The organism is Mesorhizobium sp. M0663, assembly GCF_040320585.1.
Taxonomy (GTDB): Bacteria; Pseudomonadota; Alphaproteobacteria; order Rhizobiales; family Rhizobiaceae; genus Mesorhizobium.
The window spans coordinates 1-22,180 of record NZ_JAMYPX010000035.1; the positions used below are offsets into that span (position 1 = coordinate 1).

The window sequence follows — 22,180 nt, forward strand, 5'->3', positions numbered from 1 at the left end:
CATTCCGGCAGGAGCGGACACAGTCCATTATCACAATCACAGGATCAGCAGATCCAGCTTTTTCAATAACATAGCGAGGTGTGCATTATGTCGTGGGATCGGGCTGCCCGGTGATGACGAGGTTTTCATGCGCCTTCAGCCAGGCGCCTTGGGCCAGCTGTCGCTTGGCACTTAATTGGGGTCTCCCTCACTTTGTGTGGTTCATCTGCTGTTAGTGGCGCTGTCGCTATGGACGGGCATGCGAACGAAAACGAAATGGTCGCCCGGCCCAGGGGGTGACATCGCCACTGCGGTCCTTCGACCAAGTCGATTCAATTCTGAATTTCGGCCTTTAGATGTTTGTAGCGATTGAATCAGCGACCAAGATCCGGGCAATCGCGGTTATGGTGACCGCGAGCCACTAAGCTTGTGCCGTACCCTTACAATGATTCATCAAGGCGTTTACCTCGGCAATCACGAGATCCGGCGTGATGTCGAACTTGCATCGGACTTTGACCGGACAATGCCGCACTTGGTCCAGACCACACCCGCGACATTCAATAACACTCATAAGCATGCTGACCAGGGGACCTCGAAACCCCCAAATCTCCGGTAGATGTGACGCCGTGAAAATGCCGATAGTAGGGCGGCCAAGCTGGGCAGCGACATGCCCGGTGCCTGAATTGTTCGAAACGACGAGCGCGGCCGAATTCACGAGATAATTGAATTCCAATTCCGACAAGTCGACAGCCGTCCGAATGTTCGCGGCTCCACGATCCCGAGCTATGTTCGCAACCTCCTCAAGCGCTTCCAGGCATTCGCCACGGGCAACGAGGACCACCTCACCACGGGTCGAAAGAGCAGCGACAACTTTGCCAAAACTTTCAATCGGCCAATCTCGCAGGCTGGAATTGGAGAACGGAGCCACGACAATCGGGGCATTGCCTGTAGTCGAATTCTGTGGGTGACCCGCTCCGCTTTCGAAATAGGCAGCTGCCTTTGCGACCAGAAAGAGGAGGATTTCTGACACATGCTGGAGACGCACCTGCTTGCGGTCAATGAACCAATCAAGCCATCTACGAGGGATTTTGTTAGCAAGCCCTATTTTTTGGACCAGCTTGTAGAAGATGGTTCTGCGCAGTTTCAGATTGAATGGCGCTATCGCAATATCGATCTGATGCATGCTGTACGGATCAACTATCGCCGCACGGTGCCTGGCGGGGACTTCAAGCAAGATGGGCCTTGTTTCTTCCGGAACACGCATATCAATGGCAAGATCAAACTCGCCGGTCAGCAGCGGCCTTATGTCGGCGGCTTCTTTGCGCGTTTTGACTTTCGGGTTGCGAGGAAAAAAGTCAAAAGCAATGTGATCGTCGGCGAGGTCGAACTGTTTTGCAGTAGCGATGTTCCAGCTTCCCACCACCAGCGTAATGTGGGCATGCGCAAAACGCTGACGAAGGTCCTTTAGGGGCCCTAGAGACATCCAAAAGTCGCCGACATGATCAAGCTTGAGGACCAAAATTCTCATCCTTGCGCTTGACTGTTCCGGCTCTTCCCAGCTGCGGTATATAATTTGATTGCGGTCGTGCTTTGTAAAATATGCCATTGCCATTCCGAAGATTATACGGTCAACACTGATAGCCCAGTGACGCGTGTGTAGGGTTGGAGTGCTCCCCACTTGTCCGCGTCTCCGCAAGAATTCTGCCATCAGATCCAAGCCGCGCTCCAGCAGGAGCTGTCGGGCGAAGTCTGCATCTCTAGCGGTGGTAGCGCGCCAAGAAGCCAGCTATGTCCCGACCCGCAATGTGAAGGGCTTCGTCACGGTCTTGCATGCAGTGAGTTCGAGAAACGCCGAGTAGACGGCGATCGCCAAGCCGCCGTCCCCAGATCTCGAGCATAACGGCAGTGGCCTCGCTCTTTGGTCGATGCTGATCCTGAATGAGACCGTCGCCGCCGGCGACGACATCGCCGGCCGGATTGACCGTCTCCGGCACGCCCTGTCGCTATGGTCCCGCATCATGGTGGTTAACAAAGGACCCGCCGCAGGCGCTTTTTTCTGGGCGGCGGGGTCGCCAAACATGAAGTGCACTAAGAAACCTTGTTTTTACGCCCACCCCCGCCCCGCGGTGAGGTGGCCGGCGGCGTCGATGAACACCTTTATTCGCCGAGCTTGGATAGCGGCATCGCTATCACGCTGAGAGCCTGTTATGCTGGTCCAGCGTTTGATCGCAGTCTTGATCCATGCGAGCAGCTTGTGAGGGATGCAACCGAACGAGGCGCTGCTCCCACAGTCGTCGCAGGCCCTCCATCACAGCGTCACGCTTAGCCTGATCCGGCGCAATTGTATTGAGGAGATCTCCCAACATGGCTTCGCCCTCAATCCGCATCAGCAGATTAAACAAGTCGTGCGAAATTCGCACACTGTCACTGCTGAAGTGGGTCGTGCTGATCTCGCAGTGAGTCTCCCGACGATCTGGCGCTTTGTAAGCGCGGGTTTGATGGAGGGACACATAGGGCGGCAACGAAACCGCAAGCGCAGTCCAATCCTGCAGCGTTGCAGCCCGCTTCTTTACCAGGAAGGGCCCGACGACAAGTCCATCCAGCTCTGTCGTCAGAAAGGTGGCAATTGCGTCTGCAACCGAATCCACGATCGGTTCGGCATTGTTGTTAAAGGACGTATTGAGCAGAATTGGAGTGCCTGTGCGCTTCTTGAACGCATTGATGACCTCCCAGTACGCGGGATTGGCGTTGCGCGATACTGTTTGCAGGCGAGCGGTACCGTCGACGTGCGTGATGGCACCGAGCAAGGCGCGCTTTGAGTCACGCACGCGAACGACGAAATTCATGAATGGAAATTCGTGCCTACCGTCCGGGAGGTCGAAAAATTCGCTCGCATCCTCCTCCAGCACAGATGGCGCGAAGGGCCGATAGCCTTCGCGCTTCTTGACCATCGCATTGATCCGGTCCTTGTTTGCGGCGGGCCGAGGGTCGGCAAGAATGCTGCGGTTGCCCAGCGCACGTGGCCCAAACTCCGAACGACCCTGCACCCAGCCGATCACGGCGCCGTTGGCGATCCAGTCGGCTGCACTGCTTGCCACGTCATCAGAGCGTTCAACCTCGAGATGTCCGGCCCATGCATTCAGTTCCTGTTGCACGGCGCGCTCGCTCCCGAGATCAGGACCCCAATAGACCTCCTGCAGTCGCTCACACGGCGCGGGGCGGCCCATCTCGTTAGAGACTATCAGCGCAGCTCCCAATGCGCAGCCAGCGTCGTGAGACGCGGGTTGCACGAAGATGTCTTCGAAAAGCCCTGAATACAGCAGCTTACCGTTCATCGTGCAGTTGTGGGCCACCCCCCCCGCCAGGCACAACCGCTTCATGCCCGTGGCCTCACGGTGATGCCGGAGAATGTGGAACACGATCCGCTCAAGCGCTTCCTGCAGTGACGCACTCACATTTCGATGCTGCTGGGTGAAGGGCATTCCCTTTCGCCTGACCTCGATATTGCGGAGCAACGCCGGACCGATGCGGTCGAGGTGAACACGGTAGCCACCGCCGTTGGCGGAGAGCTCGTAGAACTGCTCGAAGAGCTCGCGATAGGGAGCGGGGTCGCCGTAGGGCGCGAGTCCCATTACCTTATACTCGTCGAACAAGCCGTAGCCGAGATAGCGGATCGTCTCGAGATAAAACAGCCCAAGAGAATTGTTCTCGGGGAAAGCCTCGAGTTGCGTAATTTCTGTGCCAGACCCTACCGCCACGAGGCCCGATAGGAAATCACCAGAGCCATCAATCGCTAGAATGAGACTTTGTTCGAAGCCCGACATTGCAAAGGCGCTCACGGCGTGCGCCTGATGATGACTTACGAATGAAATACGCGAACTGTCCAACTTAGTGCCGAACTCACGCGTTAACAGATCCTGCACCAACGTTTTAGCACTCAACGGAATGGAGAGAATGTCCGGGTGGGATGCGGACATACTTTCAAGCATGGCGTTGGCATAGGGCTCGCTGGCGTAGAGCGCGACACGATCAATGTCGTTGAGCTGAACCCCCGCCGCTGACAGACAGTATTGAATCGAACGAATTGGGAGCTTGTTGGAGTGTTTCATCCGATTGAGGCGTTCCTCTTCGACGGCTGCTATCACCCGTCCGTCTCGGACGAGCACCGCGGCGCCATCGTGCATAAAGGCGTTCCGAAGCTCGAATCGGTTTTCATGGACTTGGTCAAGTCCGCCGCTAATTCCTAGACACAGCATTTCTTTCTCCACATAGTGACGGACAAGCCAAATTGGCCTGCCTCAGACCGTTTCCAACTAAATAGGCCGCGTTGTCGCTTGCAGCTGCAACCGCCTGTCAGGCATACCCGGCATCAAAGAACGCCTCATAAGGGTCCGCCTGAATCAACATGAGATGCTTCGATCGTGGCGCCTGCCGTTCCATGACGCCGAGAGCTTGGCTGGATCACCGCGCCGTGAACTGGCCCGATTTCATTCCCCGAAAGACCGTCGCACAGCGAGTGACACGTGCTGCACTGTCCACCTGCTTCCCGGTCGCACATCCGATAACGCCTTCGGCTGTGCAGGAGGCCGCATCGCGTCATGCGTCGGCCAAACATGGCACCGACTGGAAGCACGGCAATACCGCGTAGATGTAAAGTGCGGTGATGTTGTATGGTAGCGCTGCCGGCCGGGTCTCCAATCCGCTGCCCAGACGAGCCGACCGGATCTGCCTGCGGCAATAAGCCCGCCCACAAGCAGAATCGCGCTGGGCAGCGGGCTCGCCTGCAAGACTTCGCAGCTCAGGAACATTGGGGACGACTAGCGTCGAACCGCCGACATGGTCGGCCAGTTGCAACTCACTTCTCGGCACGACCTCCACTGCACGTCAGGGCGCATGGAAGATTTTCTCCTTGGATGGGTGATCGGTGCGGACGTGCTTTTGTCCATGCAAGATTTCCGAAGAGTTATGAAATCGTTTGTTTCGATCAAAGTCATCCACGCTATGAATAGCTGACGGACATGCGCTTCAAAGGGCTTCAGGCTTCCTGGATGGCTACTCCGATTTGAAGCGCGTGGCATTCCATGCGCTCTGTCACAACATTTCAGCAAAGGGTATGAGAGCAAACCCACACTTCTTTTTCGAAATTCGCTTCGAGCATTCGGGATGAGGTGCTGGGCGATTCACGCAGTCCACGGATCGAAGAGCTCTATTCCGAAGCCTTCGAAATCCTTCATATTACGCGTTGCCAGAGTGAGCTCCTGGGCAATCGCTGTGGCTGCGATCAATCCGTCCATTGACGTCAGCCCGCGGCCGCGGCGCTTCGCAAGACCCATCAGATCGCCCCAGGCCAGAGCAACCGGCTCGTCGACGGGGAGGACTCTCTGCTCGAAACGCTGAGGCAGGTCTCGGGCAAGCCATTCGGCCAGCGCCTCACGCTTCCGACCCTCGCCCATGAGAGCAACGCCGCGCCGGATTTCCGCGATCGACACCACGCTGATGAACGAGCGATCCTCGTCGAGCTTGTCCAGCCATTCCAGAACGCGTGCGTCCGGCGCCGGCCTTGTCACCTCGGACAGGACATTCGTGTCCAGCAGTAGCCTCACAGCGGCAGATCACGCGGTTCATCGCGTTGACGCTCAAGGTCGAGTTCCGCGCCGCGTAGCGGCGACTCCAGCAGAAACTCCGCAAGCGTACCCTTGCGCACCGTCTTGCGTTGCCATTCCTCGGCGGAGACGACAACGACGCTTGGCCTACCGTTGCGCGTGATCGTTTGCGGCGCCGCCTGCGCACGCTCGATGACTTCCGACAGCCGCGCCTTGGCCCGAGCGACGGTCCAGTTGGCATCCTCTTTTGGAGCAGACTGCATTCTGGCCTCCGTGACCATTGTGACTACGGTGACTATATAAAAATGCATAGTGACCGCAACAGGGGAGGGGGACTTTTTTCTAGAGCCCGGACGCCTTGGTGAGATGTTGTCGCAAAAGTTGAGTTCTGCGACGGTGCAAAAGTCAGTTGCAAAATCGTCGCGACAAAGGCTCGGCAGCTCCCCGAAGTAGCCATTTCAGATTGCTTGCAGGTGCGGATAAAGTCCTTTATGCATCGGCACATGATCAAGTCCGCGCCCATCGCTGCAATCTATTATGCGACGCTTCCATAAGGAGCGGCGCGTTTCGATCATGCCTTGAAACAAGCCGCCGTCAGGCGGCTTGTTCATTGAGAGGACCCCCTGGCGGCAATACCAGGAGGATTCCCTATGGCACTTCCCGATTTATCAACCGGCCATTCCGAACCATGTTCGGCCGCTTTGAAGACGCTCATTGAGCGCGGCTATGTAAATCAACGGACCGACCTGCCGGGTGTCGATGCCGCCTTTGAAGCAGGCGTCGTACCCGCTTACGCTGGTTTTGATGCGACGGCTGACAGTCTTCATGTCGGCCATCTTCTTCTGATCATGGCGCTTCGTCATCTTCAGCAGACTGGCCATAAACCCATCGTTCTCATTGGGGGTGGGACCACCCGCATCGGCGATCCCAGCTTCCGTTCGGAGGCGCGGCCGATGCTGACGGACGAGCGGATCGCCGCCAACATTGAAGGGATCAGAAAGGTCTTTGACCGTCTCCTTGTCTTCGGAGACGGCCCGATGGATGCCGTGATGGTGAACAATGCCGACTGGCTGGACAGCATTCGTTGGATCGACATGCTGAGAGACGTCGGCAGGCATTTCTCCGTCAATCGGATGCTCTCTTTCGACAGTGTGAAGTCGCGGCTGGAAAAGCAGGAGAATCTGAGCTTCTTAGAATTCAACTACATGATCCTCCAAGCGTTCGACTTCCTTGAGCTATCCCGCCGGACCGGTTGCCGTTTGCAGATGGGTGGAGCCGACCAGTGGGGGAACATCATCAATGGCATCGACTTGATACGGCGGACGGATGGAAAGGAAGTCTTCGGAGTGACTACGCCGCTTCTGACGACTTCTTCAGGTGTCAAGATGGGTAAGACGGCTGCCGGAGCTGTGTGGCTCAACGAAGATCGCCTTTCGCCATACGATTACTGGCAATTCTGGCGTAACACGGAAGACGCTGATGTCGTTCGGTTTCTGAAGCTTTTCACCGATCTGCCGATGAACGAGATCGAGCGATTTGGACAGGCTGAAGGAACCGAGCTAAACGCCGTCAAAGAACGTCTCGCCAACGAAGCTACGGCCCTGGCACATGGAACTAACGCCGCCAAACAGGCGGAGGCCACGGCTAGCCAAGCATTTGGGCAGGGCGAAGCCGCAGAGGGGCTACCGACGCTTCATCTAAATGACGCCGAGGGGTTGGCCGGAGTAGCCCTTGTGGATTTGCTGGTACGCGCCGGATTGACCTCCTCCAAAGGGGAAGCGCGAAGGGCGATCTCGGGACGAGGTGTGCGGATCAACGGCAACGTCGTCGAGATTGATACAATGATATCGTCCCAAGACCTCCCGATCCGGCTTTCGCTCGGCCGGAAGCGCCACACTGTTGTAAAGTAGGGTTTCAGCAAATGCTGTCGCAGAAATTCTGCCCGCTTAGCGGGGTGGGTTCAACTGATCCCTGCAACACACTCCGCGAACTTTTCAGCTGGGGTTTGATAAAGCAAGGTCTTTCGCGGCCTCTCATTGAGCTGCCGTGCGATCGCGCTGAGCTTAGTCTGGCTGTGCAGGGATAGATCGGTTCCGCGCGGCAGATATTGGCGCAGTAATCGGTTGGTGTTTTCGTTGGAGCCGCGCTGCCACGGCGACCGCGGATCACAGAAGTAGACCTCGACGTCGGAGGCCAAGGTCAGGCGCTGGTGATCGGCGAGCTCTTTGCCTCGGTCCCAGGTCAACGACTGGTACAGTTCGCCGGGGAGTTTCCGTGCCTGTTTGATCAGTGCCGAGACGACGCTTTCGGTATCCTTGTTGGCGACCTTGACCAGCATCACATAGCGCGAGTGACGCTCGACCAGCGTCGCAACATAGCTGTTCCTAGATCCACCGATCAGGTCACCCTCCCAATGGCCGGGGACGGCACGATCTTCAACGGATGCAGGCCTTTCGCTGATAGAGACCGCATCCTTGATCTGGCCGAGCCCGTTCCGCTTCAGGCTGGCGTGTTTGGAGCGACGAATGGTGCGCTTTGGCCCTAAGATGCTCAAGCAGTTCCTTTTTCAGCACCCCACGCGCCTGGATGAACAGGCTTCGATAGATTGTCTCATGTGACACGTGATTATGCGGCTCCCCTGGGTAGGTGCGCCTGAGCCAGCCGGCAATTTGCTCGGGCGACCATTTCCGCTGCAGCTTGGCCGATACTGTCCGCCTCAGAAACGGGCGGCAAGCCAGCTTGCAGAGTTTAGGGCGCAGGGCCGCCGCCAGGCAGCCTGATCGGACCGTGCGGCCCGATACCTATCCGGACCACCATTGCGCCGGACTTCACGACTGATCGTGGATGGCGAGCGACCCAACCGGCGAGCAATCGAACGCAGCGAACAGAAGGTACTCAGCCCTCTGGAAATCTCCTCCCGCTCACTAAGACTGAGCGCTTGGCTTGCCCGTTTCCGAGCGGCCGGACGAATTCCGCCTGTCGGCGAGATCACCGAAAAGACCGACGAGGACTCCCGATCAAATCGTCGCCCGATCGAACTCATCGACTCGCCAGCCTGCCAATGATCCCAAATCTCAGACCGCTGAGCTGCAGAGTAATAGATGCGACGTCGCTGCTTCATGCCCCACACTCCATCTTTGACAAAAGACTAGTGTGTTGCGTTCACCTGTTGAGCCCACCGGATAGTGCAGACATTCGCGTCGAGTTCCTGAGGAATGTCGAGAGACATTCCTCAGGGGGTAGTTAGAGCCGGGCAAAGGCAGCAAACTGGCCGGGTGGGTGCTTGGCTACTATATCATTAACATGTAGGAGGTCGAGCAGTGAGCATTGTCACGCTTCCATGCGGCAATGGGCGGGCCGTTTCCTTTGATGTGATCGGCATTGGCGGCGACCGCATTTTCCTTGTCGACCTGCGCAACGAGTTGAACAGGTACGCGTCGGTGGTCGACGCTGCGCGCGAGGTTTTCCAGTTCTGCAACGCTAGCTGTGGAATCGGACGCATTATTTGCGAGGATACCAATTGAATTGGGACTGGCAGGAAATCGTTCCCGAAAAGGCCGCATTCGCCACTGCACCCTACCGAGGCAAAATTCCGCTCATGGTACATTTCAAAAGCTTGGCACCAGGGCGAGGCATGCCCGGTGGTAGTACCTAGCTGTTTGATCCCGGACTTTAATGGCGCATCATTGCCGTCCGAATCAAAGGATGCGCTATGGGACAGGTTCTACACCGCCGCGCCACGACGACAGAGGCAGTCCGTCGAGCGATACAGCATAGTGAAGAGAGCCTGAGAGCGCTGGCCAAGCGCTACGGCATCGATCAGAAGACCGTTAGAAAGTGGAGGAACCGGACCTCGACCGCCGATCTTCCCACCGGCCCGAAGAAACCAAGATCGACAGTGCTGTCGCTCGAAGAGGAAGCGGTGATCGTCGCCTTTCGCAAGCACACGTTGCTGGCGCTGGATGATTGCATCTATGCCCTACAGCCCTCGATCCCGCATCTGACGCGCTCGTCGTTGCATCGCTGCCTTCAGCGCCATGGCATTTCGCGGCTGCCGCAGGACGCCGACAAGCCGGCCAGGAAGAAGTTCAACGCTTATCCGCTCGGCTATTTCCATATCGACCTCGCCGAGGTGCAGACCGCCGAGGGCAAGCTGCGCCTTTTCGTGGCCATCGATCGGACGTCGAAATTCGCCTATGCGGAATTGCACCCGACGCTTGACGGTGGCGTCCTTGATGGTCCGATTCATCCGCTCGACCTGGCCGTTCGCCCAGGGATGGTTGATCTTTGTGAGCCGGTGCTCGATGCCATGTTCGTCGCAGATGCCGTCGAAGATGTGCTGAAGGGCATGCCGCTCGCAGGTCCGGTTGGTGAACTGAATGCCGTTGTCGGTCAGAATGGTATGGATGGCATAGGGCACGGTCGCGATCAGGTTGCGAAGGAATCGGGCCACCGCCATCTTGCCCGCCTTCTATGAAGGTGCAGGGTTCCAGCAAGGCGGAAAAACTTACTTCGAAATTCGCCGCTTGGAGGACGCTTTGGGTCGATTTTCCACCTTCCCTGACGGCCCGGAGGGGTGGGAATCGGCCGCTCGCGTCGTCCCGGCTGCCTAGCGTGGCGGATGAATTAACAGCCAGCGATTTGGCTCTTGCTCGACGAACTCTTTCTGGACGTGCCTGAGCACGTTCCGCTGCCCGGCAAACGGAACCATGTTGACCGCTTGATCGAAGGGGACCCACTGAAACTCGCTGTGTTCGGCATTCAGTCGCACCGTCTCTGTCGACCCCGCGAAACCCACGAAAACCGGCAGGAGGCTAATGGCGTCGCGGTCCGCTTCATAGAATTGCTCGCATATGTCGGCCGAATAGAGCCTCTGCAGCGTCAAGCCCGTTTCCTCCTTAGTCTCTCGCCAGGTCTTCCTTACGATCCGGTCATGGGTCTCGACCACGGCATCGGCGACCGCCGCCTCCCATTCCACGGCGCAAACGGCAAGGATCGCCCAGCGTCGATCCGAGCTGATATCGCGCAAGCCATCGGTGAAATAGCGCTCACCCTGCCGACGCAGGCGAGCGATGCGGTGTTGCGGATGCCGGCGAGCACTTGCGGATCAAGACCCACCGCGCAGGAACTCCAGTCGGTCAAGCAGCCGGTTTGCCGCCGCGGAATTGTTGCCGAGCTCGAACTTGCGAAGCAAGATGAAGCGGCTTATGTTACCGGCCAACATTTCGGTCAGAAGCCCATCCAACCGCTCGCGCGCACCAGCATCCAGCTTTTCCGCAATCCGCGTTTCGATCCGGCGCTCGGCGTCGACCAGGGCGTCCGCGCACAAGCGCTCGATTGTCGACACGGCTGGCAAGATAGTCAAAGTCTCCCTCCACCGCGCGACAAAACGCGAGCAAGGTCCTCGTTCGATCTGGCATCTTCAGCCTGATCGAAAAGCCAATCCCGCAGATCACGGGTACCGCGCCGCTCGATCGTCTCAATAACCGCCTGAGGCGTCGGCCGGCGCAGCCGATGAGGGCGAGATGAGCGATCCCGCAATCCTGGCATTTCCTCGGCGCGATACCGGTCGAGCCATTTGCGAACCGTCCGCGGGCAGACGCCTGCGGCTTTGGCGACGGCCTCAGGCGTCTGTCCGCTCTCGACCTGCATTACAATTCGCTCTCGACCGAGCGGCGTCACACGGGTACTCTTATGGATGTTCATCCGGTCCCACCGGCGCTCAGCGATATCCGCTCGAGTTCGACGGGATTGTTGCAGGTAGCCCGGGTTTTCGTCTCAGTGCCGCCAACATTGCCCAAGCCTGGGATACTCGCGAGTACATGAGCATCGCTCCCAAGGATGAGGCCGGCCATCCCATTCTATCCCGCGCCTTCTCCCAGCAGGATCTGAACCTCGTCGCCAACGCGGTTCTCGCTGCCTGTGATGCCCGCGATGGCATTGAGGATGGCGTCATCAACGCCTGGCAGCAGTGCCGGTTCGACCCAAAGGTCCTGTCCTGCCAAGGCGATAAGACGGACAGCTGCCTCACGGCTGGTCAAGTGCAGGCCATGAGCCGCGCGTTCGCGGGTCCGGAAAGCTCCGATGGCGAAAAGCTTTACAGCGATTGGCCATATGATACGGGCGTTGCGGGCGCGGACTGGAGAATGTGGAAGCTGGGCAAATCCCCCACTTCCCAGTCGGATGCAAACAACATCGTTCTGGGAGCCCGCTCGCTTCAATACTACTTCATGACGCCCCCGGCGCCGAATTTTGACCCCCTGAAGTTCGACTTCGACAAGGATCCGGCACGCGTTGCGGATACGGCCAAGCTCAATGATGCGACCGGCACGTATCTCGCCAGCTTCGCTGCCCACGGTGGAAAGCTGCTCTTGTTTCAGGGACTTTCCGATCCGGTCTTCTCGGCCAACGATCTGGTGCGCTGGTACAAGCAAGTCGTCGAGGTCACAGGCGGCGGCGATTTGGAAGCGACTCGCCGTTTCGTGCGCATGTTCATAATCCCGGGGATGACCCACTGCGGCGATGGCCAAGCCTTCGACGACTTTGATCCTTTGGCCGCCATCGAGGGCTGGATAAACCAAGACAAGGCTCCGGACTCTCTCGCGGCTGGCAGCAAGGCATTCCCTGGCAAGCACCAGCCGATCTGCGCTTATCCCACTCAAGCTGCCTATGACGGTAAGGGAAATCCCGATGAGATCGCGAGCTATTCGTGTCGGGGATAAGAGACCTCGTCATTTGTTCGCTTCAATCTGCGCGCATTCCCGGAACAGGTCTCCCGGACCAAGGATCGGTTGGAAAAGCTAAACCCGGAATTTGTGGGCCGTGCCATAACGCAGTTGATGATCATGCCTGACTACGAAGCGTCGGCCGCCGATAGTCTGGATACAGCGCTCGCTGTGCTCGATGAGGTATTGTTATCGCCTGAGATCTGACCGCCTCATCCCAGCGGACAAAACGGGGCAGGGGAGGGGGCTTTTCAGAGCCCGGACGCCTTGGTGAGATTGACGCGGAAACGATCGCGCCGGCGCTGATACTTTCGAGTCATCTCGGCCGAGGCGTGACCGAGCTGCTGTTGCACATAGCGTTCGTCGACCTCGGCCGACGAGGCGAGGCCGGCCCGCAGGGAGTGGCCGGCGAATTTCTTGGCCCGTTCGCCCTCCGACAGATCGCCGCGCACGCCGGCGGCCAGGGCCGCGCGCTTGACCAGGCGTGCGACCTCCTGGTCGTTCAAGCGATCGGCACCGACGGCTTTGCCTTGACCAGCAACGCGTCGAAACAGCGGTCCGTGCGCAATGCGCGCCAGTCTTAGCCAGGTCTGCAGAGCGACCACAGGGCAGGTGGCGTCGGAGGAGCCGCGGCCAATTTCGACCTCGCGCCAGCCCGTTTTGCCGCGCAATGTGACAAGCAGACCCTTCTCGGGAAAAATCTCGGCCCAGCCGCGTCCGTCGTCGGTCTGATCCCTGCCGGCGTCGAGGCCGACGATTTCGGAACGGCGAAGGCCGCCGGCGAAGCCCAAAAGCAGCATGGCGCGGTCGCGCAGACCACGCAGCGTGCCGCGGTCGAGGGTCTCGAGCATGGCGATCAGATCCTCTGGCAGGATCGCTTCCTTCTGCCGGGGAGGGGAGGCGTGGGTGTTGCGAACGCCAGCCATCACCGTGGCGATATGCCGATCCTTGCGGTCGAGCGGCTGACCGCGCTGGGAAAAATTCCACGAGAGCGACGAAAGCCGGCGCTCGATGGTTGAAACGGTGTTGGGCTTTTTGTCGCCAGTGGCCGTACCTGACGCGCAGGCGGCGATATAGAGTCCGACGACCTGAGGATCGGGCGGGAACATCTCTATGCCTTGGCGCCGGCACCAGCTCGAAAAATGCTTCCAGTCGGCTGCGTAAGCGCGGCGCGTGTTGGCTGAACTCGCCGCCTCGATATAATCGCGCGCGCGGCCGGCGAGCGCCTCAAGATGCGCAGGCAGGCTGGGATTGGCAATGGCTGGAAGGGGAGGGGACGAGGCTAGGTCGGCATCGCCCATCTGCATGACGATATCGACGATGTCGGGCATGTCGTCATCGCCGGAAGCAGCGGATGATCGTTGCGCGTCGCCAGCCATGCTCATGCCGCTTCGATATCCGTTTGGGAGAAGTCGTTGCCGATGAAAAGCAGCGGTTCATCTGCACGCTTTGCCAAAGCATAGGAGAGGCAATCGGCAAAATTCAGCGCCGCCGGGTGGTGGCCTTTGCCGTAGGTCAGCCAACCTTGGGTCGCCAGATCAACCAATTCGGAGTCGACAGGAATGATGTCGGCCTCGATTTTGCGCAGCCAAAGATCGATCTCGGCCAATACGTGTTCGCCGCGCCTGCTGACCAGCACCATGCGTGCCTCGAGCACGCAGGTTGCCGGGACCAGACGGATTGGGTCCAAGATCAGCGCTCGTTCCAGCCTTGCTGCCTCAGGCTCGCTCCGAAGGATCGCTACAACAGCTGAGGTATCGATCACCATCAGTTCGGGATTCCATGCTCGTCATACCCGATGATCTCCTCGTCGCTGCGATTATCCAGTTCAGGCAATCGTGCCACTCTTTCTCGGATGGCGCGCAATTCTGTCAGCAGACGCTCCTGAGCGATCTCTCCAAAGCCCAAGCGATGCAAGCGCTCGCTCAGGGCCTGATGAATGGCTGCCGTCTTGCTGATGCCCTGGCGGCGCGCGAGTTCGTCGGCGAGAGCCACGGTGGCCGGATTTTTGATGTTCAGGGACACGAAAGACTCCAAAAGTCTACCATTCTGGCGTATTCTACCATGGCTCCGAAGGCTCGTAAACAACGAACGATAATGCAACATTATCGCTCGTTGTCCGTGTACGACAGGCGCGGCGGTTGTTCCGTATTTCGGTTGCCAAAAGCGCCGCCATGATTCATCGTGCTGTCGATGATTCTGCGTCCCAAGCCCTCTCCGCGCCACCACGCCACGCTTGCCGGTTCCCCTTCGACCTTGCCGATGGCAACGATGCCGACGTGGCTGCGCCGCGCCATCCCAGATGCGCAAAGCCTTGCTGGAAAAGATTTTGAGGACGTCGCACTCGCCGCGGGCGCCATCATCGGCGCGCTCGATATGGTGGTCCGCCGGCAGGAGCGGTGGGCCGGCGCCTGGCGGCAGCGCCTGGCGCTAACGGCTGCCGCGGTAACGGCGAAGCAGGCCGGCCGCGTCGAGGATGAAGCAGCACTTCGCGACGCCGTGCTGCTCACGCGACCGGGCGACAATGTCGGGCCCGCCGGTCTTTTGCTCCTCGCCTGGCGCCGGCTGGCCGGAATGCCTGCGGAAAAACTGCTGACCAAGGCTGGCATCGGCGCGATGCTGGATAATCTAGGTCTAGCGCGCGACGACGCGAGCGTGAGCGACCTGACGGACGATCTTCGCCAGCTCAGCGCCAGCGCCGGGTTGGTCGGAATGCTGACCGGCGCCATCGCGATCGCCGTACGCCACGGCTTTGCGCGCGCTCTTGGAGCCTGGCTCGCCGACGCTTTGCTGGCGCAACGGTTGGGTTGGGTTCATGCGGTGCCGCTGCTGGGCGCCGAAGCGGCCTTGGGCGCAAGCGCCCGCCCGCGTCGATCGGCAGCCAGCTCCGTGGCGATAAGCATTGGGACAGACCCTGAGCATGCGAAAGGTCTGCTTGCCGTGCAGGCGCGCGCTGCGCTGCGCGCGATTGATCTTTCCGCGGAGCTCGAGCGCCGTGCGGACCGGCTGCTTGCCGTTGCCCCGAAACTCAGGGCCAAGGCAGCGGGCGCTGTTGTCGACAAGCTGCTGTCCGACGATGCGATCGTTGCCTCGGAAGATATTGCCGGCATGAGCGACCGTGGGCTGCGCCGCCTGTTCGATCGTTTGGTCGAACTCGGCGCGGTGCGTGAACTGTCCGGCCGTCCGACCTTCCGTATCTACGGGCTGTGACGACCATGATGGAAGCAACGAGGCGAGGGAGGGGCCGGCCAGATGACGGACGATCAGGCGACCGCCTCTTTGACCGGGAGTTGGATCACCTGCCGCCGGAAGCGCGCTGGCGTGAATGGATGCATCGGGTCGAGGCAACCATTTTTGCCGCCAGCGAACCGGTAACTCGCGAGACGTTGGCGCGGATCGTCGGCAAAAGCTGCAGCATCGACTTACTCATCGATGACATTCGTGAGGAGCTGAGCGGCCGGCCCTACGACTTGGTCGCCGTCGCCGGCGGCTGGAAGCACCTCACCCGACCAGCCTATGCCGACGCCATCCGCAGTGCATTTGGCAATGCATTTGGCACCGCCGCCGGCGGCAGCGGGCGTGCAGCAGAGCTAACGCAGTCGGACGTGCTGGTGCTGATGTGCATCGCCTATTTCCAGCCGATCACGCGTGGAGAACTGTCGAGCATTTTTGGGAAAGAGATTTCTCGCGACCTGATTGGCAACCTGCGCGGATCCGGCATGATCGCCTCCGGGCCGCGTAGCCCGACGCCCGGCGCGCCCTACACCTACGTCACCACAAAAGAGTTCCTGCTGGAGTTCGGGCTCGACACGCTGCGCGACTTGCCGGATTTCGAGGCGCTCGAGGATGCTGGACTGCTGTCGAAGGAGAAGCTGCTGGCGGGCGACATCTTGCCGGCAGTCGAAACCGAAATGAGAGCCGACGACGAATTCAGCTGAGTGACATCAACCACGACCGGTTAACGCGCCACACGAGGTTTTGCATGAGAATCGATTACAAGGGCTACAGGATTCACACATGGATCGACGATGATACCAACCATGCCCAGATGCTTAAGGGCAAGAAGGGACCGGAGCGGCTCTATGTCGACATCGATCCCATTGAGGCCGGGGATGGGCGACACCCATCGAGCAAGCGCTTCATGGGCGATATAGTAAAGAAGTTCCAGTTCTCGGGCACCGAAACAGAGCAGCTTGTGCAGGTTGCCCAGCTCTGGATCGACGATCCTGCGCACTTTGTCGCTCCGCCCAGTCCCATTGCCGCCGGCTTCAAATCGGGTTGGTGAGCGGATCCGACGCAGCAATGAGAGGATGTATGGTCAAAGTGGCTGGGTGAGATGGCTGAGTTTCGGCTCGAAATCGGATCGGAGACGGATTGCCAGACATGTGGCGCCGCTATCCCGCTCAGTTCGGCTGCGTGCCCGGGCTGTTCAACAGACGCTCCTCATCGGGTGACCTTCGAGGAGTTCTTCATCGAACTCGAGCAGGGACGCATGCTCGATGCACGCCAGGGGGGCTTGGTCATAGGCCGCTCCGGGCCAGATGATGATATCCCGATGTACCGACATTTCGGGAAGGGCATCTTCGAGGTCGTTGGCCTGATGCAGGGTGGCGAGTTCATTGTCTCGAAGCTCGCAACGGAGAAACATCGAGAGTGGTTGGAAGAAATAAACCAGGAAAAGGGCGAGCGTCCAGCCGCTCTCGCGCTGGGGCACTCGCCGGTCACGTCGGTGATCAATACGAACCTGTTGCCAGAGTGGGGCGGGCTTTGGATCAGCCACCAGTTCGTGGTCAACCGGTTCGCGACTGCCAAATGGCTGGATGAGCTCCATTGGCGTAATGCGACAGCGAACCGTGACAACGTTGCCGGGCAATTCATTCGATGACGTGTCTAAGCAGCGGCTGCGCGTCGCGGTGGGCAAAAGATAGCCTAAAGGAGCGTCCCGATCGGGGTCAGATCGGTGATCGCTCCGCCCTGATACGAAAGTGACCCCGTACGGTAGCACATCCGAGCGGGGTCAATTGACCTTGAACAGAGGTCAAGTCCGGGAACTGCTGGATAAATTCTGGCGGGGCTCCTTTGCCGCTGCTTTCTTGTCGAGGCTGTTTCGGGCCTCGTATTCCTGATCGAGTTCCTGCCTGACGGCGGTCATCTGGCGGCGCTCGAAGTCGGTGATCCTGATTGCCCGCCACCGCTCGGCAGCTCGGATCATGGCGCCGAACATGAGCTTGAGAACGGGCTTCTCGCCGAAGGCATTGGGAATGATCTTTAGCCTGCGCCGCTCCTCGACGAACAGACGTTCCAGAAGATTGGTGGTCCTGATGGCGCGGCGGTGAGTGATCGGCATTCTCAGATGCGCGATTGCCGCTTCGAAGTCGTCCATGAAGCAGGCGACCGCGGTCGGCAGCTCGGCCTCGTAGTCCTTCACCAGACCGGCGGCGAGATCGCGGGCAATGGCGCGCGAGGGGGCCTGATAGGCGGCGGTGGCACGGGCCTTGAACTCGGGCCAGCGGTCTTCCGGCACCTTGGCGGCGAGATTGCGCATCCGGTGCGCCAGGCAGCGCTGACGCTCCGAGCGCGGAAAGCAGGTCTCGATCGCCTTGATGATGCCGGCTGCCCCGTCGCACACGACGAGCAGCGGATCGCCGAGCCCGCGACCGCGCATGTCCTGGAAGAAGGCGCTCACCGTCTCGGCGTCCTCCTTGGAGCCCGCCATCAGATGCAGAAGCACTTTGGCGCCAGATGCCGTAAAACCCCAGGCGGCCAGCACCGGCTCGCGCTTCTGCCCGGGGCGGATGCGTTCGGCGATGCCGTCGACGAACAGATAGGCGATCTCATATTCGCCAATATCGCGCGTGGCGAATTCCTGGTAGTCTGCCCATAGCCGCTCGCCGATCTCGCTGACCGCAGTCTTCGATAGGAGCAGCCGCCCCGTCTCGTCGCGGAAGGCGTCCTCGATGTCGCGCACCGGAAGACCGCGTGCCAGCAGTTCCACCGCCAGGTCCTCGAGCGCCTCCGTGCGTCCCTTCAGATGCTCGCGGATCTCGGAACGAAACGGCTCATCGCGGCCCGCCACCTGCGGGGCCGAGTATTCCACAAAGCCTTCCGCCGTCTTCAGGTGCCCGCTGCGCACGCCGTTGCGGTAACCCTGGCCAGGCTCGGCGCCATGTTCGTAATAGTCCCGCCCGACCGTATCCCGGCTTTCCCCCTCCAGTGCTTCCTCCACGATCAGGCGGGTCGCAAGCTTCATCAGCTCCGAGCGACCCGCCGGTGTGGAAAGACGCCCTTCAATCAGGTCGGAAAGGGATTGGCGCGTGCGCATCGATGCCGGTATTCTCGTCGTCATGGGGTGCCTCCTTGCTGGTGCCGGCGCCAACCGGCATGGGCTTCTGATTCCTCAGCAAAGGATGCAACCCGCCCTCAATTTCCAGCAAGTTTAGGACTTCACCAACAGAGAGCGGGGAGGGCGCGTGCGCATGACGCCTCGCTATGACATCACTGGGAACTAGTGAGCGATTTGAGTGCGCTGCTGGAAATCCCCCTTCATTCGATTTCAGTTATTCAAGGGCGAGATGCGGCGCCAAGCACTGGACTTTTGCCTCAAGCTGGATGCCAGGTTCACGGGCTCACTGGCGCGTCCTATGATCGACTGGGTAGGCGGAAGATCAATCGATCATTCATTGTTCTGTAAGTTTGCGATGGCGATAGATCGCACATCGCTGGATCTATTGTTCACACGGACAAAGCGGTCTCTATACCCAGGAAGGCAGGTGCAATCGTACGAACGTTCCATGCCAATAAGTGCGATGATATTGTCCACACTTTCCGATGGGACTCGCATGCGTCCCTCGCGAAGGGCGAGGTAGAGCGCTTCGATGACAAGTTGATCGCCGAGGACGGCAATTGCCGTCGGATGATGGAAAAGGTCTAACGACCAGCCAACAGTTCGCGTGTTCATAAGGGCGCTGGCGCGCCGTCGCCCCCTCCGTTCGTCGATAACGGGCAAAAAATTTCTAGCCTCAGCGATGGCGATCGCCGCGGCCTCGCCGTCGTCGAGGGAGGGCGAGGTGGATGTGAGCTCATGAAAAATTTCATACTCCGCGTCGGTCATAGTAGCGAGCGTCACGATTCCATCTGTCACGAGGCCATGCAGAAAGAGATGCTCGCCGTTCCGGCGGCTCGTCTCGTGCTCCAGTTCTCCAGCTACGATCTCCGGCACGACGACATCGTTAGGAATGGCCGAGAGGATGCGCTCGCCATATTTGCAAGCGTGAAGGTTGATCAGAACACTCGTGTCGAGAACCAGCGGATCCGCGATATTAATCAGGGAGCTTGAGCAACTCATCCGTGCCTCTTTCCTCAAGCTCGATCTGGTCGATAATACCGCGGAGCTCCAGTCTGCCCACCTTCAGAAGCTCCGCCAATTGTCCTTCTGACATCAGCTCACGTTTCCAGGCGGCATGCGCCATCAGGCTCAGGCGGTGGGAAATGGTTCGGTCCGCGTCGCTCTTCGCCGAATCGCGCCGATCGGCCATCTCGCCCATAACTTCTCTGACATGGTCATCGGTGATGCCTCCGTTGTTTTCGAACCATGCCCAGGTACCCTTCTTGGCCAGGCCTAGTTCCTCAAGCCGAAGCCCGCATGCTTGGCGCGAGATATTATATTGCTGGGCGAGGAGAATGATCAGGCGCCGGGTAGTTTTGCCGGTGATCTCCTTCAGTTGGCGGAAGCTTTCTGAGAAGCTCTCGGCTGGCGTCAGGAATGCACGGCCAAAGGCGTTGGCGTAGCGTTCATCGCGCGAGAGGAATTTCTCATCGTCTTCGAGCACTTCGGGAGTTTGGCGGGTACCATAGAAGTGGCCGACCTCATGCGCCGCCGACTGGATGCGCCTCGGCAATGGATGATTGGCGTTGAGAAGAATGCAGGCGCCGACGCTCTCATCGTGGCTAAAGAGGCCGGCAACCTTTGAACTGGAGGAGAGACGGCGCTGATACAACCGGATGCCGAGACCCAGTTCAATGACCGAGAAGATGTCGGCAATCGGTCCCGGGCCGAGGCCCAGCCAGTCGCGCAATTCCTTGGCATGCTTTTCGGCGAGAGCCACAACGTCGCCGTCGTTGATGCCGCGCTCTGGAGGGTAATTTCGCCGCCGCTGGATTCCGAGGATATTCTCCATTTCAACGTCGGCTTTGATCAGGTGGTTGAATAATTTAACGGCTTCAATGGTGTGCGTGTCCTCGGTCTCGCGCAGCTTGCGGAAGCGCGGCATCAAATCGGTATGCACTGCCTCGCGGCGGAGAAGGGCATTTACCGATACGCCGTAGTGGCGGGCGAGCATCTGGATTTCCTGGATACGCACACGGCGCACACCCTTCTCGATGGATACGAGGGTGGGACGGGACATGCCGATGACCTCGGCGGCGTCATCCTGGCGGATGTCTGCGTTCTCCCGTGCTATCCGCAAGCGGCGTCCTATCTCCCGTGCGCTCAGCTCATTCAGATCGGCCATAGCGCCCTCCATCCATCCAGCTATTCAAAAACCCTTGATCTCCTTGTGCGGATAGAAATACCCGCCATTCCGCGGCATGCGTCACCAACATCGTCCTCAGTTTCTTCAGAGTTTCCTCGTAGGTTGCCTCAGTCGCGGCCGCGATTTGCGAGGCGTGAACGCGAAGGGCGTCGTCCGGCAGGTCGGCCATTTCCGCAAGATGCTGCAGGTGCCGCGCGCCAACGCTTCCATACTCGACCATGATGTCCCGATCGGCCTTTTGGGGTATGACCGACAAAGCATTGGATGCGTCAGAAGCGGCAAGGTTGGACACGACGTACGTACCGGACGCTTCGTTGACGCCAGCGGCATGCAGGCTGAGGCGCCTCAGCAAGCATGCAGCGCACAGGCCACACTGCTTCCTGCCGCCTACATTGACGATGCGGCGCGTTTGCCAGCAAGAATGGGTACTCGTCAGGTGCTGTTCGGACTTTCCGACTATGCCCAAAAACGCGCGCAACGTCTGGCCTTTCGTCGACCACAGGCGTGGCTGCTCAAACCGGACCCGGTGGCCCAGCAATGCCTTGGTGAATCGCTCCATTTTCCGGAAGAACGTCGGATGGTTGCGATAGTCGGCGTAGATGTTGTGCAGCGGAAGCAGCACCGGCCCGAGTGCGCCCTGGCCGCTCTCCGGAACAATGATACGCGTCACACCTGAGAGTTGTGCGGCAATCGCCGTCACCGCCGCAAACTGAAATCCCCGCGAGCGGAAGCTGCTCTCGTTACCGCGATACCCCTTCACCTTGAACGGAATTTGCGTGAAATAGCTATCTCCCTTTTTCCGGCGTTGACGATTCCCGGCGACCCGGATGCACAGCGCCTCGTCCTCGTTCCCGCTCAGAGCGGAGACGGCACGCGAATCCAAACCATCGCTGTAAGCGACGGCGAAGGTCTTGGCCTTGCCGAAGTCCAACGGAATCTGCCGTGCGCCGATTGGCGACAGGTTCTTCGCCTGAACAAAGGTCAATCGCCACGCGTCGCCGGTCAGGTGGTTCAAGACACTGTGCAGGGTCTTTAGAACGTCCGGCTTTTGCCAAGTATTAAGGTCGGTGACTGGGACGGTCACATCCAAGGTGCGGCGCCATCCCAATGGGCGCTTCCAACGCCGGTCAGCGAACTCGATCGCGGCGCTGAGAACGAACATGTCGTAGTGCCGCGACTCGCATCCCTTCACGTCGAAAGTGTCGAGGACCGCCGCCTTAAAATGAATATGACGGCCGACTACCGCGATCACAGCGTCCTTTGGGAGCATGCGACCCAGATCCTGTTTCTCCTCAATAATGAAGAGACGCTTATCCGTCATTGGTGACATTTTCGGATCGGC

At 59.3% G+C, this 22,180-nt stretch carries 17 protein-coding genes and 6 pseudogenes; 8 read left to right on the top strand and 15 right to left on the bottom strand.

Annotated features, from left to right (window positions below):
• Nucleotides 1–400: 400 nt before the first annotated feature.
• From NKI54_RS31475 to NKI54_RS31490, 4 genes are all read right to left on the bottom strand, one after another.
• The gene (locus NKI54_RS31475) at nucleotides 401–1,585 is read right to left on the bottom strand and encodes a glycosyltransferase family 9 protein (protein WP_352693512.1); all 1,185 of its coding nucleotides are present in this window, start codon (nucleotides 1,583–1,585) and stop codon (nucleotides 401–403) included.
• A 583-nt stretch (nucleotides 1,586–2,168) separates the two neighbouring features.
• Nucleotides 2,169–4,235, bottom strand: coding sequence for a carbamoyltransferase family protein (locus NKI54_RS31480; protein ID WP_352693514.1), 2,067 nt, complete (start codon nucleotides 4,233–4,235; stop codon nucleotides 2,169–2,171).
• 924 nt (nucleotides 4,236–5,159) lie between these two features.
• The gene (locus NKI54_RS31485) at nucleotides 5,160–5,582 is read right to left on the bottom strand and encodes a type II toxin-antitoxin system VapC family toxin (RefSeq protein ID WP_352480554.1); all 423 of its coding nucleotides are present in this window, start codon (nucleotides 5,580–5,582) and stop codon (nucleotides 5,160–5,162) included.
• Nucleotides 5,579–5,845: a type II toxin-antitoxin system prevent-host-death family antitoxin gene (locus NKI54_RS31490; RefSeq protein ID WP_023679089.1), complete on the bottom strand. Its 267-nt coding sequence runs from the start codon at nucleotides 5,843–5,845 to the stop codon at nucleotides 5,579–5,581. The genes NKI54_RS31485 and NKI54_RS31490 overlap by 4 nt, the downstream gene beginning before the upstream one ends.
• Before the next feature lie 387 nt (nucleotides 5,846–6,232).
• On the opposite strand from NKI54_RS31490, the gene tyrS reads away from it, so the two are divergent.
• A complete protein-coding gene (tyrS, locus tag NKI54_RS31495) occupies nucleotides 6,233–7,492 on the top strand; it encodes a tyrosine--tRNA ligase (RefSeq protein WP_352693516.1) in 1,260 nt (419 codons plus the stop codon).
• Between the two features lie 50 nt (nucleotides 7,493–7,542).
• Here the strand turns inward: tyrS and NKI54_RS31500 are convergent.
• Nucleotides 7,543–8,703 (bottom strand): annotated as a pseudogene (locus NKI54_RS31500) (IS30 family transposase).
• Nucleotides 8,704–8,902: 199 nt separating this feature from the next.
• Between NKI54_RS31500 and NKI54_RS31505 the strand changes: the two are divergent.
• Both NKI54_RS31505 and NKI54_RS31510 read left to right on the top strand, forming a co-directional pair.
• Nucleotides 8,903–9,106, top strand: a complete 204-nt coding sequence (locus tag NKI54_RS31505; protein WP_352644029.1) for a hypothetical protein — start codon at nucleotides 8,903–8,905, stop codon at nucleotides 9,104–9,106.
• Between the two features lie 188 nt (nucleotides 9,107–9,294).
• A pseudogene (locus NKI54_RS31510) lies at nucleotides 9,295–9,792 on the top strand (transposase family protein); the annotation flags it as partial.
• A gap of 3 nt (nucleotides 9,793–9,795) precedes the next feature.
• On the opposite strand, the pseudogene NKI54_RS31515 reads toward NKI54_RS31510, so the two are convergent.
• From NKI54_RS31515 to NKI54_RS31530, 3 pseudogenes are all read right to left on the bottom strand, one after another.
• Nucleotides 9,796–10,050 (bottom strand): annotated as a pseudogene (locus tag NKI54_RS31515) (IS481 family transposase); the annotation flags it as partial.
• A gap of 408 nt (nucleotides 10,051–10,458) precedes the next feature.
• Nucleotides 10,459–11,063 (bottom strand): annotated as a pseudogene (locus NKI54_RS31525) (Tn3 family transposase); the annotation flags it as partial.
• A 30-nt stretch (nucleotides 11,064–11,093) separates the two neighbouring features.
• Nucleotides 11,094–11,288: pseudogene (locus NKI54_RS31530) on the bottom strand (leucine zipper domain-containing protein); the annotation flags it as partial.
• Here NKI54_RS31530 and NKI54_RS31535 point away from each other — a divergent pair.
• A pseudogene (locus tag NKI54_RS31535) lies at nucleotides 11,261–12,304 on the top strand (tannase/feruloyl esterase family alpha/beta hydrolase); the annotation flags it as partial. The pseudogenes NKI54_RS31530 and NKI54_RS31535 overlap by 28 nt on opposite strands.
• 254 nt (nucleotides 12,305–12,558) lie before the next feature.
• Here the strand turns inward: NKI54_RS31535 and NKI54_RS31540 are convergent.
• The 3 genes from NKI54_RS31540 to NKI54_RS31550 are packed head-to-tail and all read right to left on the bottom strand — an operon-like array spanning nucleotide 12,559 to nucleotide 14,332.
• On the bottom strand, nucleotides 12,559–13,692 hold the full coding sequence (locus NKI54_RS31540; RefSeq protein ID WP_352693518.1) for a site-specific integrase: 1,134 nt from the start codon (nucleotides 13,690–13,692) through the stop codon (nucleotides 12,559–12,561).
• Nucleotides 13,689–14,075 (bottom strand): type II toxin-antitoxin system VapC family toxin, encoded by a 387-nt coding sequence (locus NKI54_RS31545; protein ID WP_352693520.1) that lies wholly within the window; start codon nucleotides 14,073–14,075, stop codon nucleotides 13,689–13,691. The genes NKI54_RS31540 and NKI54_RS31545 overlap by 4 nt, the downstream gene beginning before the upstream one ends.
• Nucleotides 14,075–14,332 carry a type II toxin-antitoxin system VapB family antitoxin gene (locus NKI54_RS31550; protein WP_352693522.1) on the bottom strand — a complete coding sequence of 86 codons (258 nt, stop codon included), beginning with the start codon at nucleotides 14,330–14,332 and terminating at the stop codon, nucleotides 14,075–14,077. The genes NKI54_RS31545 and NKI54_RS31550 overlap by 1 nt, the downstream gene beginning before the upstream one ends.
• Nucleotides 14,333–14,500: 168 nt before the next feature.
• Between NKI54_RS31550 and NKI54_RS31555 the strand changes: the two genes are divergently transcribed.
• Genes NKI54_RS31555 through NKI54_RS31570 form a run of 4 tightly spaced genes read left to right on the top strand, consistent with a single transcriptional unit; the run spans nucleotide 14,501 to nucleotide 17,192 of the window.
• A complete protein-coding gene (locus tag NKI54_RS31555) occupies nucleotides 14,501–15,517 on the top strand; it encodes a DUF1403 family protein (protein WP_352693564.1) in 1,017 nt (338 codons plus the stop codon).
• Between the two features lie 5 nt (nucleotides 15,518–15,522).
• Nucleotides 15,523–16,245, top strand: coding sequence for an SMC-Scp complex subunit ScpB (gene scpB, locus NKI54_RS31560; RefSeq protein ID WP_352693524.1), 723 nt, complete (start codon nucleotides 15,523–15,525; stop codon nucleotides 16,243–16,245).
• 44 nt (nucleotides 16,246–16,289) lie between these two features.
• Nucleotides 16,290–16,592 (top strand): hypothetical protein, encoded by a 303-nt coding sequence (locus NKI54_RS31565; RefSeq protein WP_352693526.1) that lies wholly within the window; start codon nucleotides 16,290–16,292, stop codon nucleotides 16,590–16,592.
• Nucleotides 16,593–16,643: 51 nt separating this feature from the next.
• The gene (locus tag NKI54_RS31570) at nucleotides 16,644–17,192 is read left to right on the top strand and encodes a hypothetical protein (protein WP_352693528.1); all 549 of its coding nucleotides are present in this window, start codon (nucleotides 16,644–16,646) and stop codon (nucleotides 17,190–17,192) included.
• A gap of 153 nt (nucleotides 17,193–17,345) precedes the next feature.
• On the opposite strand, the gene NKI54_RS31575 is transcribed toward NKI54_RS31570, so the two are convergent.
• The 4 genes from NKI54_RS31575 to NKI54_RS31590 form a co-directional block, all read right to left on the bottom strand.
• Complete coding sequence (locus NKI54_RS31575; protein ID WP_352693530.1) at nucleotides 17,346–18,653, bottom strand: IS256 family transposase; 1,308 nt, start codon at nucleotides 18,651–18,653, stop codon at nucleotides 17,346–17,348.
• A 327-nt stretch (nucleotides 18,654–18,980) separates the two neighbouring features.
• Nucleotides 18,981–19,652: a PIN domain-containing protein gene (locus NKI54_RS31580; RefSeq protein ID WP_352693532.1), complete on the bottom strand. Its 672-nt coding sequence runs from the start codon at nucleotides 19,650–19,652 to the stop codon at nucleotides 18,981–18,983.
• A complete protein-coding gene (locus tag NKI54_RS31585; RefSeq protein ID WP_352693534.1) occupies nucleotides 19,627–20,817 on the bottom strand; it encodes an ImmA/IrrE family metallo-endopeptidase in 1,191 nt (396 codons plus the stop codon). Before NKI54_RS31585 ends, NKI54_RS31580 begins: the two co-directional genes overlap by 26 nt.
• Nucleotides 20,801–22,159 (bottom strand): 7-cyano-7-deazaguanine synthase, encoded by a 1,359-nt coding sequence (locus NKI54_RS31590; protein WP_352693536.1) that lies wholly within the window; start codon nucleotides 22,157–22,159, stop codon nucleotides 20,801–20,803. Before NKI54_RS31590 ends, NKI54_RS31585 begins: the two co-directional genes overlap by 17 nt.
• Nucleotides 22,160–22,180 lie beyond the last annotated feature (21 nt).